Annotated in this window: 16 protein-coding genes; 5 read left to right on the forward strand and 11 right to left on the reverse strand. The window is 66.3% G+C overall.

All coding sequences use genetic code 11. From position 1 onward, the window contains the following. Positions 1-25 precede the first annotated feature (25 nt). The 5 genes from VAPA_RS33960 to VAPA_RS21090 are packed head-to-tail and all read left to right on the forward strand — an operon-like array spanning position 26 to position 2,077. Positions 26-190, forward strand: a complete 165-nt coding sequence (locus VAPA_RS33960) for a DUF1328 domain-containing protein (protein ID WP_015866884.1) — start codon at positions 26-28, stop codon at positions 188-190. A 54-nt stretch (positions 191-244) separates the two neighbouring features. Continuing rightward, the gene (locus tag VAPA_RS21075) at positions 245-619 is read left to right on the forward strand and encodes a hypothetical protein (protein WP_021008789.1); all 375 of its coding nucleotides are present in this window, start codon (positions 245-247) and stop codon (positions 617-619) included. 42 nt (positions 620-661) lie between these two features. Next, complete coding sequence (locus tag VAPA_RS21080) at positions 662-1,045, forward strand: phage holin family protein (RefSeq protein ID WP_021008790.1); 384 nt, start codon at positions 662-664, stop codon at positions 1,043-1,045. Beyond that, positions 1,032-1,520: a hypothetical protein gene (locus tag VAPA_RS21085; protein WP_021008791.1), complete on the forward strand. Its 489-nt coding sequence runs from the start codon at positions 1,032-1,034 to the stop codon at positions 1,518-1,520. The genes VAPA_RS21080 and VAPA_RS21085 overlap by 14 nt, the downstream gene beginning before the upstream one ends. Continuing rightward, on the forward strand, positions 1,517-2,077 hold the full coding sequence (locus VAPA_RS21090; protein ID WP_021008792.1) for a ferritin-like domain-containing protein: 561 nt from the start codon (positions 1,517-1,519) through the stop codon (positions 2,075-2,077). The genes VAPA_RS21085 and VAPA_RS21090 overlap by 4 nt, the downstream gene beginning before the upstream one ends. Before the next feature lie 93 nt (positions 2,078-2,170). Here the strand turns inward: VAPA_RS21090 and VAPA_RS21095 are convergent, their stop codons facing one another. From VAPA_RS21095 to VAPA_RS21145, 11 genes are all read right to left on the reverse strand, one after another. Continuing rightward, positions 2,171-2,671, reverse strand: coding sequence for a BON domain-containing protein (locus tag VAPA_RS21095; protein WP_021008793.1), 501 nt, complete (start codon positions 2,669-2,671; stop codon positions 2,171-2,173). A 128-nt stretch (positions 2,672-2,799) separates the two neighbouring features. Beyond that, on the reverse strand, positions 2,800-3,654 hold the full coding sequence (locus VAPA_RS21100) for a DUF429 domain-containing protein (protein WP_021008794.1): 855 nt from the start codon (positions 3,652-3,654) through the stop codon (positions 2,800-2,802). 5 nt (positions 3,655-3,659) lie between these two features. Beyond that, positions 3,660-4,541: a DMT family transporter gene (locus tag VAPA_RS21105; protein WP_021008795.1), complete on the reverse strand. Its 882-nt coding sequence runs from the start codon at positions 4,539-4,541 to the stop codon at positions 3,660-3,662. A gap of 15 nt (positions 4,542-4,556) precedes the next feature. After that, the gene (locus tag VAPA_RS21110) at positions 4,557-4,979 is read right to left on the reverse strand and encodes a BLUF domain-containing protein (protein ID WP_021008796.1); all 423 of its coding nucleotides are present in this window, start codon (positions 4,977-4,979) and stop codon (positions 4,557-4,559) included. A 2-nt stretch (positions 4,980-4,981) separates the two neighbouring features. After that, the gene (folE, locus tag VAPA_RS21115; protein ID WP_021008797.1) at positions 4,982-5,713 is read right to left on the reverse strand and encodes a GTP cyclohydrolase I; all 732 of its coding nucleotides are present in this window, start codon (positions 5,711-5,713) and stop codon (positions 4,982-4,984) included. A 64-nt stretch (positions 5,714-5,777) separates the two neighbouring features. Beyond that, positions 5,778-6,530, reverse strand: coding sequence for an endonuclease/exonuclease/phosphatase family protein (locus VAPA_RS21120; protein WP_021008798.1), 753 nt, complete (start codon positions 6,528-6,530; stop codon positions 5,778-5,780). Then, positions 6,527-7,000 carry a dihydroneopterin triphosphate diphosphatase gene (gene nudB / locus VAPA_RS21125; RefSeq protein ID WP_021008799.1) on the reverse strand — a complete coding sequence of 158 codons (474 nt, stop codon included), beginning with the start codon at positions 6,998-7,000 and terminating at the stop codon, positions 6,527-6,529. The genes VAPA_RS21120 and nudB overlap by 4 nt, the downstream gene beginning before the upstream one ends. Positions 7,001-7,007: 7 nt before the next feature. Beyond that, complete coding sequence (gene aspS / locus VAPA_RS21130) at positions 7,008-8,813, reverse strand: aspartate--tRNA ligase (RefSeq protein ID WP_021008800.1); 1,806 nt, start codon at positions 8,811-8,813, stop codon at positions 7,008-7,010. 31 nt (positions 8,814-8,844) lie between these two features. Continuing rightward, a complete protein-coding gene (locus VAPA_RS21135; protein WP_021008801.1) occupies positions 8,845-9,465 on the reverse strand; it encodes a DUF502 domain-containing protein in 621 nt (206 codons plus the stop codon). Between the two features lie 9 nt (positions 9,466-9,474). After that, positions 9,475-9,819, reverse strand: coding sequence for an FmdB family zinc ribbon protein (locus VAPA_RS21140; RefSeq protein ID WP_021008802.1), 345 nt, complete (start codon positions 9,817-9,819; stop codon positions 9,475-9,477). Between the two features lie 89 nt (positions 9,820-9,908). Then, entirely contained in the window at positions 9,909-11,348 is a 1,440-nt protein-coding gene (locus tag VAPA_RS21145; RefSeq protein ID WP_021008803.1) for a high affinity choline transporter 1, read from the reverse strand. Positions 11,349-11,355 lie beyond the last annotated feature (7 nt).

The raw sequence follows: 11,355 nt of genomic DNA on the forward strand, positions 1-11,355 counted from the left end.
CGAGCGAAGCCTCGAAGGAGTCCACATGTTGTATTACGCCGTGGTGTTTCTGGTCATCGCGCTGATTGCCGCCGTGTTCGGCTTCGGCGGCATTGCAGCCAGCGCGGTAGGGATCGCCAAGATCCTTTTCGTGATCTTCGCCGTGCTTGCCATCGCCAGTTTCCTGGCCGGCTTGCTACGACGCAAGTAGCGTAGGTACGATCCACAGGCTCCCGCAATTCATCTCTCCCGGAAAGGAAAATTCATGAACACGACCAAGACTCCCTCGCAACTTGCCGACGAGGCCCGCCAGACCGCCAACGATGCGGTGGAAACGACCCGGGCTTATGCACAGAACGCGGTGAATGCGGCCGGCGAGAAGGTCCGCGAATTGCGCCGCGACGCGGAACCTGCGGTCGAGCAACTGGCAGCACGCGTACAGCAGGCGGTGCAGCGCGGCCTCGATGCAGCCTCGACCACGAGCGCACGCGCACAGCGCCGGCTGGAACAGGCGGCTGACGTCACCGGACGCTACATCTCCGACCAGCCCGTGCGCTCGGTGCTGATTGCAGCCGCAGCCGGCGCCGCGATCACCGCCCTCATCGTGCTGGCCAGCCGCAACCGCCGGGACGACTATTGATCCGCTGAAGACGCGCACGCAGTTCCACCGATTCCGCGCACCATGCTTCATCCGATTTTTTCCACGGTGCTCGGGCATCCGGAACTCATCGCCGACCACGCCGCCAATTACGCCGCCCTGATAAGACAGGAAGCCTCGGAAGCGGGGCGCGGCCTCGTTGCCCGCATCGTTGCCGGCGTGCTGGCGGCGGCCAGCGCCATGCTCGCCCTGGGGCTCATCGGCGTTGCCGTGTTGCTGGGCGTGCTTCAAGGCAGCTTCCACTGGGTCCTGGTGGTGGTGCCCGGCGTTGCACTGGTGATCGCCGCGATCTGCGCCTGGATGGCGGCCCGGCCGTTCCCCGGCTATGGATTCGACGATCTGCGTGCCCAGGTCGATGCCGACCTGAGGGCATTGCACGAAGCGGGAGCTCGCCATGAACGCAACTGAGCGCAGTTTCCTGACGCCGCAGGAGCGGCTGGCCGTCTCGCGCCGTGCGCTCGTCAGGCAGCTGAACGGCGAGGACGAGCCGGAGGACGGCTACCGCGGCAGGCGCCGCACAGCGCAGGAACATCCGGCAGGGATGCACGCCGCCGGCGAACCGATGGACCGTGAGTCCTCGGCGCGCAGCCGCAATCAATGGACATCGATGGCGCGCAGCATGACCGAGCGCTGGTGGCGCCGTCATCCGGCCCACGCGGTGGGCCAGCTTGCGCGCCCCGTGCTCGAACACTATGCCCGCAAGGAACCCGCCAAGCTCATGGCGCTGGCGGCAGCCACGGGGGCGGTGATCGTGCTGACCAAGCCGTGGCGCCTGCTCTCCTTCACGGCGGTGCTGGCGGCTGTACTCAAGACATCCGACGTGGCTGACGTCGTCAACACGTTGATGCAGAAAAACACTAGCCCACGAAAGGATTCTCCATGAATGCCCATGCTTCCACCGCCAAGGGTGCGGCAGGACATCAGCGCCTGGTGCTCGACGAACAGGCCATCGGTGCCGCGGCCAAGAGCCTCGACGAAGGAGCGGTCACGCCCAGCTACGGCCCCTGGCGCGACGATGTCCTCAAGCTGCTGAACGACGCGCTGGCCACCGAGCTGGTCTGCGTGCTGCGCTACAAGCGCCACTATTTCACTGCCAACGGCGTGTCGTCGCCGAAGATCGCCGAAGAATTCCTGGTGCACGCCAACGCAGAGTCGGGCCATGCCGACCGCATTGCGGAACGCATCGTGCAGCTGGGCGGAGAGCCGGACTTCGATCCAACGCACCTGCTCGATCGCAGCCACGCCAGCTACGACGAGTCCACCGAACTGCAGGCCATGGTGCGCGCCAATCTCGTGGCCGAGCGCATCGCCGTGGAAACCTATCGGCAGATGATCGCGCTGATCGGCGACAAGGATCCGACCACCCGGCGCATGCTGGAAGACATTCTTTCCGACGAGGAAGAGCACGCGGACGAGCTCAAGGACTGGCTCGGCCACTGAGCGCGGTCTCCGGGGCCGAAAGCGGCCCTCTCTCTCCCAGCAAAAAAGCCCGGACGAACCGGGCTTTTTACTGGGAGAGAGCGAAGGAAACGGTCAGCCCTTGACCTCGAGCTGGTTGTTCACCGAGGTCACACCCTGCACGCCCTTGGCGATTTCCTCGGCGCGCGCCTTGGCTGCCGCCGTGGGTGCGGGGCCCTTCAGGCTCACAACGCCGCCCTTGGTGTCGACGTCGATCTTGATCGCACTCAGATCCGGATCCTTGGCAAGGCCCGCGGACACCGACGCCGTGATCGCGGCGTCGTCCACCGTGGCGCTCACGGCAGCGCCAGCGCTCTTTGCGGCGTCCTTCACCTCGGCGGCGGTGCTGGAGGCATCGACCTTCGCCTTGGCGTCCTTGAGCGCCTCCGCGGTCTTGGCGGCGGCCGTGTCGGCCGCCTTCTCGGTCTTTGCGATGGCGCTGTCGAGCTTCTCGCCCGCCGTGCGGTTGCCCGCGTTGTCGCACGCAGCGAGGGTCAGCGCGGCGCCGGCCAGCAGCACGGCGAACCATGCGCGCGAAGACGGCATGGCGATGATTGCTTGACGAATATTGTTCATTTGAAATCCTCCAGTCGCTCGCAGGGAGCAGGAAAAGTCGTGGCCCGACAGAGGCCACGACTCACTCTAGCTTTCGGACCGGGCAGGCAAGGATGGCCGGCGGCGCGAAACCCTGTAGGACGGAAGGGTCAAGCCGTGACGATCCAGCCCTCGAGCGGATCGAACTGCTCCGGCAAGCCGTAGCCCGGGCCGGGCGTGGAAGCGCGCTGCGCGCTCCAGGCGGCCTGCACGAGGCAAAGCACTGCATCGATGTGGTCGCCCCGGGCGTCGCCGAGCAGCTCGATGCGCTGGGCGCCGCTGAGCGCCAGCCGCAGGCCGAGCCGCGTGGTGCCGGCCTCGAGCGCCACCAGCAGGTCGGCTCTCGCCGCCAGCCGCTCGGGCGTCTGCTTCGCAGGCTCGTCGCTCTTGTAGCTGCGGCGCCCGACCAGTTCGCGCGCGAGCAGCCCCGGATAGGCCTCCAGCGCCACGCGGCTGCCGTTGCTGCCGACGTGCAGCCCCGGCAGGCTCGCGCCCGCGTCCAGGAGCGGCGGCACGCCCGCATGGAGCATGAAGGCCACGGGCGGGTTGACCCATTTCATCGACGTGCTCGAACCGGCAGGCCCGTCGGTCGCCCGGTGCGCGAACTTGCCGCCGACCGGGCGGGCGGCACAGAAGGCCGCGAAGGTGGTGCGGATCTCGGCGCGGCTCAGGCCCGCATAGTGGCTCATGAGCGCATTCCACTCCCGCGGCCATTGCAGATGCTCCACCAGTTCGCGCGGAAGCCCGAATGGAAAATCGAAGCCGCCGATCCACGCCGGTTCGCGGCGCAGCCACCCGGCCCAGGCATCGAGTGCCGTGAAGCGCTGCAGGCCCGCCAGCACCAGTTCGCCCACATCGCCGCTGGTGCTGCCGATGCTGCCGATGCTGCCGCTGGCCACGACGATCGGCTTTCGCGAAGTGGGTGCGCAAGAGAAATCGCAGCCGAACAGCAGCGCCGGGCTCATCGTCCTCACCCCAGCGCGAGTGCCACCACGCCGGCGGCAATGAAGCCGGCACCCAGCAGCCGCAGCAGGCGGTCGCCCTCGCGCAGCAGATGGCCGCCGATCAGCGCGGCGAACAGCATCGAAACCTCGCGTGCCGGTGCGACATGGGATATGGGCGCCTGCTGCACCGCATAGAGCACGAGTACGTAGGAGACCGGGCTGATCGCCGCCACCAGCAGCGCGTACTTCCACTGCGCGCGCCACATCCGCGCAGTGGTGGCGCGGTCGTGCAGCGCCGCGGGCAGCAGCAGGCCCACGCGCACGAAGTTGCTGAAATAGTCGAGCAGGATTGGCGACATCGCCAGGAACTTCACCGCATAGCTGTCGGCCACCGTGTAGGCCGCGATGAAGGCGCCCGTCAGCACGCCGTAGCGGATGCCCTTGTGCACCCGCGCCCGCTGGGCGGGGTCATGCTTCCTGCGCCACAGGCCCGGGCCGCCCGCCACCAGGAACACGCCGAGCACCACGCCAGCGATGCCCGCAACGCCCATGAGGCTGATGCGCTCGCCCAGGAACAGGATCGCGACCAGCGACGACAGCAGCGGGCCCGAGCCGCGCGCGAGCGGATAGACCACGGTGAGATCCGACTTGCGGTAGCCGCGCAGCAGGATGACGTAGTAGAAGACGTGCAGCACGCCGCTCAGCGCGATGAAACCCCACTCCTGCAGACCCCAGTTAGGCACCACGCGCCAGCCCAGCGTGATGCCCACGGGGGCCCACACGATGGCCATGAACACGCCGCTCTGGAACGCGAAGCGCGCATCGCCGTTCGCCTTCTTGGCGGCGATGTTCCAACTGGCATGAATGATCCCGGCGAGCAGGATCAGCGCGAAGGCGGAAAGCGGCACCCCGGAAAACGGGGCTTAATGGCGCCCGACGATGGCTGCGGTGGCCATCAACTCTTCGAGCAGCGCGAGAGAAACCTTGCCCGACACCGCGTACGGATTGAGCTCAGGCTTCTCCGAATACTTGAGCAGGGTCGAGGCATTGAGCTTGGAGAGGTTGACCTGCCCCATGGTCCAGCCGCCGAAGCGGCGCTCGGAAATTTCCTCGTAGTGCAGCAGCACCACATCCTTGTGGCGCGCATCGCGCTGGATGTGGCCATACAGTTCGCTGATGGCCGTGCGCCCGCCTTCAATGGCTTGCAGGAAAGTGCCGGCGCCGTAGCAAAGAATGCCGGTGATGCCGCAGGCCGTGTTGTGCGTGCGCGATTGCGCGAGGATGGCTTCGACGGCCTCGGGGCTGGTATCGACGGCGCGGCTGGCGTAGAGAAGTCGGACGAGCATGTTCAGCTCCTTCTCGGCAGGAGGGAAAGAAATTCGCGGCGCAGGCTCGGGTCCTTCAGGAACACGCCGCGCATCACGGAGTTGATCATCTTGCTGTCCATTTCCTTCACGCCGCGCCAGGCCATGCAGAAATGCTCGGCTTCCATCACGAGCGCAAGGCCGTCGGGCTGCGTCTTTTCCTGGATCAGGTCGGCCAGCTGCACCACCGCCTCTTCCTGGATCTGGGGCCGGCCCATCACCCATTCGGCAAGGCGAGCGTACTTCGACAGGCCGATGACGTTGGTGTGCTCGTTGGGCATGATGCCGATCCACAGCTTGCCGATGATCGGGCAGAAGTGGTGCGAGCAGGCGCTGCGCACGGTGATCGGGCCGACGATCATCAGCTCGTTCAGGTGCTCGGCATTCGGGAATTCGGTGAGCGAAGGCGGTGCCACATAGCGGCCCTTGAACACTTCGTTCAGGTACATCTTGGCCACGCGGCGCGCGGTGTTGCCGGTGTTGTGATCGTTCTCGAGGTCGATCACCAGGCTTTCGAGCACGCCCTTCATCTTGACCTCGACCTCGTCGAGCAGCGACTCGAGCTCGCCGGGCTCGATGAACTCGGCGATGTTGTCGTTGGCATTGAAGCGCTTGCGCGCGGCGGTCAGCCGCTCGCGGATCTTCACCGAGACGGGCGTGCCCTCGTCGTCGTTGTTGCCATCAGGGCGCGGTTCCACGTCGGTTTTCCTCAGCATCCGCGCATGGTATCAGCGAACGCATTTTGGCAGTGCCCGGCGGGGAACACCGCGCCAGCACAGCTCATGCCAGCGCGAAATCGGCCACCAGCGGCAGGTGGTCGGACATGCGCGCCCAGATGGGCCCGCGCGGCACCGAACAGGCCACAGGTTCGAGCTGGCGCCCGTAGACGAAATCGAGCTGCGCCACCGGCAGCCGCGAGGGGTAAGTGAGGGTTCGCGGCCCGCGCAGGTCGCTGGTGTCGCGCAGGCCCATCGCGTTCATGGCGTAGCGCATGCGTGCGCCCCAGTCGTTGAAGTCGCCCGCGACGACCACCGCCTCGCCGGCGGGCACCTCGCGTTCGATGAACTCGCGCAGCCGGGCGACCTGCCGCACGCGGCTGCCCTTGATGAGCCCCAGGTGCACCACGATCGCATGCACCGGCCGGCCCTCCACTTCGATGACGACATGCAGCAGGCCGCGCTGCTCGAAGCGGTGGTCGGAAATGTCCTGGTGGCCGGTGCGGATCACCGGCCAGCGGGTGAGGAGCGCATTGCCGTGCTCGCCGTGGCGCGTGATGGCGTTGGTTTCGTAGACGGCGGTATAGCCCTCGGGCGCGAGGAAGTCGGCCTGCGGAAGCTCGGGCCAGCGCTCGAAGCGCGCCTCGGCCTGCCGGTTCATCTTGCGCACTTCCTGCAGGCAGACGATGTCGGCGTCGAGCTGCTCGATGGCATGCCCCAGGTTGTGGATCTCCAGGCGCCGGGCCAGCCCGATGCCCTGCACACCCTTGTGGATGTTGTAGGTGGCCACCCGAAGGTTGTATGCCGGCAGGTTCATCGCACAAATTCTGGCAGCAACAGAATGGCTTCGGCGTTCGACGGGGAAAAGCACGCATCGGCGGCCTCGCGGTAGGGCAGCCACTTCCAGTGGGTGTGCTCCCGCGGCGCGAGGACGGGTACCAGGCGCTCGGGCACGCAGAGACCGAACAGATGCTCGGTGTTGTGCGTCACGCCGGGCGCATAGCGCGAGCGCCAGCGCGGATAGATCTCGTAGACGTTGCGCAGCTGCCAGTCGACCAGCTGCGACGCGAGCGGGCTGCCCTCGCCGCACTGGATGCCGGTTTCCTCGGCCACCTCGCGCGCCGCGGTGAGCGCCAGCGGTTCGTCGGCGAGGTCCTTGCTGCCGGTGACCGACTGCCAGAAGTCGTCGGCATCGGCACGGCGGATCAGCAGCACCTCGAGCGCAGGCGTGTGGATGACGACCAGCACCGACTCCGGAATCTTCCAGGGCCGGTTGCTGGCGGTCATGGGCGCATCAGGCGGGTTGCTGGACGTTGCGCAGCCGGATGTGCAGCTCGCGCAGCTGCTTCTCGTCGACCGGGCTCGGCGCCTGCGTGAGCAGGTCCTGCGCCCGCTGGGTCTTGGGGAAGGCGATCACGTCGCGGATCGACTCGGCGCCGGTCATGAGCATGACCAGGCGGTCCAGGCCAATGGCGATGCCACCGTGCGGCGGGGCGCCGTACTGCAGCGCGTCGAGCAGGAAGCCGAACTTGAGCTGCGCGTCCTCGGCGCTGATCTTGAGCGCGCGGAACACCTTGCTCTGCACTTCCTCGCGGTGAATACGCACCGAGCCGCCGCCCATCTCGATACCGTTGAGCACCATGTCGTAGGCCTTGGCAATGCACTTCTCGGGCGCGGTGTCCATGAGGTCTTCATGGCCGTCCTTCGGCGCGGTGAACGGATGGTGCACGGCGCTCCAGCGCTGGCCTTCCTCGTCGAACTCGAACATCGGGAAGTCGACCACCCACAGCGGCGCCCAACGGTCGTCGAACAGGCCGCTCTTCTTGCCGAAGGCGCTGTGGCCGATCTTCACGCGCAGCGCGCCGATGGCGTCGTTGACGACCTTTTCCTTGTCGGCACCGAAGAACAGGATGTCGCCGTTGCGGGCACCGGTGCGGGCGATGATCTCGGCCAGCGAAGCGTCGTCGAGGTTCTTGACGATGGGGCTCTGCAGGCCTTCGCGGCCCGCTGCGGCGTCGTTGACCTTGATGTAGGCCAGGCCCTTGGCGCCGTAGATCTTGACGAACTCCTGGTAGGCGTCGATCTCGCCGCGGGAGAGGCCGCCCTCGGCGCCGCCGCCCGGCACACGCAGCGCGACCACGCGGCCGCCGGTCATGGTGGCCGCATTCGAGAACACCTTGAACTCGACGCGCTTCATGAGTTCGGTGAGCTCGGTGAATTCGAGCTTCACGCGCAGGTCGGGCTTGTCCGAGCCGTACTTGAACATCGCGTCGGCGTAGCTCATGGTCGGGAACACCGGCAGGTCGATGCCCGCGGCGTTGCGGAACACGGTGCGGATCATGCCTTCGAACATCTCGCGGATTTCTTCTTCGGCGAGGAAAGAGGTCTCGATGTCGATCTGCGTGAATTCGGGCTGGCGGTCGGCGCGCAGGTCTTCGTCGCGGAAGCACTTCACGATCTGGTAGTAGCGGTCGTAGCCGGCCACCATCAGGAGCTGCTTGAAGAGCTGGGGCGACTGCGGCAGCGCGAAGAAGCTGCCGTCGTGCACGCGGCTGGGCACGAGGTAGTCGCGCGCGCCTTCGGGCGTGGACTTGCCGAGCATCGGGGTTTCGATGTCGATGAAGCCGTTGGCATCGAGGAACTTGCGCGTTTCCATCGTCACCTTGTAGCGCAGCATCATGTTGCGCTGCATGGCCGGGCGGCGCAGGTCGAGCACGCGGTGCGTGAGGCGCGTGGTTTCCGACAGGTTGTCGTCGTCCAGCAGGAACGGCGGCGTGACCGACGGGTTCAGCACCTTGAGCTCATGGCACAGCACTTCGATCTTGCCGCTCTTGAGCTGGTCGTTCGTGGTGCCTTCGGGGCGCGCGCGCACCAGGCCGGTGACCTGCACGCAGAATTCGTTGCGCAGGTTCTCGGCCACGGCAAAGGTGGCGGCCCGATCGGGGTCGCACACCACCTGCACGTAGCCTTCGCGGTCGCGCACGTCGATGAAGATCACGCCGCCATGGTCGCGGCGGCGGTTGACCCAGCCGCACAGGGTGACGGTTTGGCCCATCAGGGCATCGGTCACAAGACCGCAATAGTGAGTACGCATGGCCATATCTTGAATTCCGGCGCCGCGAAGGCGCGTTTTACTTGTTCGCGATGGACGAAGGGCCGCCGGGGACGACCACCCCCATCGAGACGATGTACTTGAGCGCTTCGTCCACGCTCATCTTGAGTTCGATGCAATCGCTGCGCTTGAGCATCACGAAATAACCGCCCGTGGGGTTCGGCGTGGTCGGCACGTAGACGCCCAGGTAGTCGCCACCGCCCAGGTGCTCGACCACGTCGCTGCCGGGCATGCCGGTCACGAAGGCGATGGTCCAGACCCCCTCGCGCGGCCACTGCACCAGCACCGCCGTGCGGAAGGCGTTGCCATTCTCGGAGAACAACGTGTCGGACACCTGCTTGACGCTGGAGTAGATCGAGCGCACGACCGGAATGCGCCGCACCACGGCATCGCCCCATCCGAGCAGGCGCTTGCCCACGAAATTGCTCGCAATGGCACCCACGCCCAGCAGGATGGCCAGCGTGAGCAGCACGCCGAGTCCGCGCACGTTGTTGGCGTACAGCCATTTCTGCCAGACCGACGGCAGCACCCAGAGCGTCTGGTCCAGCGTGTCGATGATCCACTTCAGCACCGCCAGGGTGATGAACAGCGGAACGATCACCAGCAAGCCGGAGAACAGCCATTTGCGCAGGGCGAGCATGGGGCGTTCTCAGTCGCTCTTGACGGCAGCAGCTGGTGCCGGTGCGGGGCTGGGGGCAGGGGCCGGCGCAGGCGCTGGGCTGGAAGCTTCCGCGGTCGTGACGGGCGCAGCGGCGGCGTCGCCGTTCTTGGCCGCGGCAGCCGCGGTTGCAGGCTCGGCCTTCTTGCCGCCGCCGTCGCGGAAATCGGTCACGTACCAGCCGGAACCCTTGAGCTGGAAACCGGCAGCGGTGACTTGCTTCTCGAATGCACTTGCGCCGCACGCCGGACACACCGTGAGCGGTGCATCGGACATTTTTTGCAGGGCATCCTTGGCAAAGCCGCAGGCGCTGCACTTGTAGGCGTAGATGGGCATGGAATTGAGTGAAAAAGCGGCGCAAAAACGGAGCAGAGGCCGCTCGCAAAGCCCTCGATTATAAGGGCGCCCCGCGCTTCGGGGCGTTCCTAGGCCACCAGCATCCGGTGCGGCGTGCGAGTGTTCGCCACCCACTGGGGCGCCAGCGATCCGGCCACCATGCCGGCAAAGGAGGCGAGCACGCCGGCCAGCTGGGCCGGGAATTCGCTGCCCCAGGGCATGGCCAGGAACAGCAGCCAGACGCCGATGCCAAACAGGATGGAGGCGACAGCGCCCTGCGTGGTGGCGCGGCGCCAGTAGAGCCCGAACACCAGCGGAACGAAGGCTCCGACCAGGGGCACCTGGTAGGCGCCCGACACCAGTTCGTAGATGGGGGTGCCCTGCATCCGGATGGCATAGGCCAGCACGGCGACGCTGAAGACCAGCACCGTGATGCGCATGGTCATGAGGTTCTGGCGGTCGGTGCCCGAGGGACGGAACTGGCGCCAGATGTTCTCGGTGAACGTGACGCTTGGCGCCAGCAGGGTGGCCGACGCGGTCGACTTGATGGCCGACAGCAGCGCGCCGAAGAAGAACACCTGCATCACGAAGGGCATCTTCTCGAGCACCAGCGTCGGCAGCACCTTCTGCGGATCTTCCTTCAGCAGCGCGGCGGTCTGCTCCGGCATGATCAGGAGCGCGCTCGCCACCAGGAACATCGGCACGAAGGCGAACAGAATGTACGCCACCCCCCCGATCACCGGGCCGCGCGTGGCGGCCTTGACGCCGTTGGCCGACATCACGCGCTGGAACACGTCCTGCTGCGGAATGGAGCCCAGCATCATCGTGATGGCCGCGGCAAAGAAGAACACCATGTCGTGCCAGTTGGGCTCGGGCCAGAACTTGAAGAGCTCCTTGCTGACCGCGAAAGCCACCACCTTGTCGGCGCCGCCGGCCATGTTGCCGGCGAACACGGCGATGCCGGTCAGCCCCGCGACGAGGATGATCATCTGGATGAAATCGGTCACGGCCACCGACCACATGCCCCCGAACAGCGTGTAGGCCAGGATCGAGACCACCCCGATCACCATGCCCACCGGAATGGAGATGGCACCGGCCGAGAGCACGTTGAACACCAGCCCCAGCGCCGTGACCTGCGCTGACACCCAGCCCAGGTAGCTCAGCATGATGATGAGCGAGCAGGCCACCTCGACGCCGCGGCCATAGCGCTCGCGGTAGTAGTCGCTGATGGTCAGCAGCGTCATGCGGTAGAGCTTGCCCGCGAAGAACAGGCCGACCAGGATCAGGCAGGTGCCGGCGCCGAACGGGTCTTCGATCACCCCGTTCAGGCCGCCTTCGATGAACTTGGCCGGAATGCCGAGCACCGTTTCGGAGCCGAACCAGGTCGCGAAAGTGGTCGTCACGATCATGTAGAGCGGCAGATGCCGACCCGCGATGGCGAAGTCGGTGGTGTTCTTCACCCGCTTGGCGGCGTAGAGACCGATCGCGATGGTGACCAGCAGATAAACGACAACCAGCGTCAGCAGCACGGGGACA

The sequence above is a fragment of the Variovorax paradoxus B4 genome (assembly GCF_000463015.1).
Classification (GTDB): Bacteria; Pseudomonadota; Gammaproteobacteria; order Burkholderiales; family Burkholderiaceae_C; genus Variovorax; species Variovorax paradoxus_E.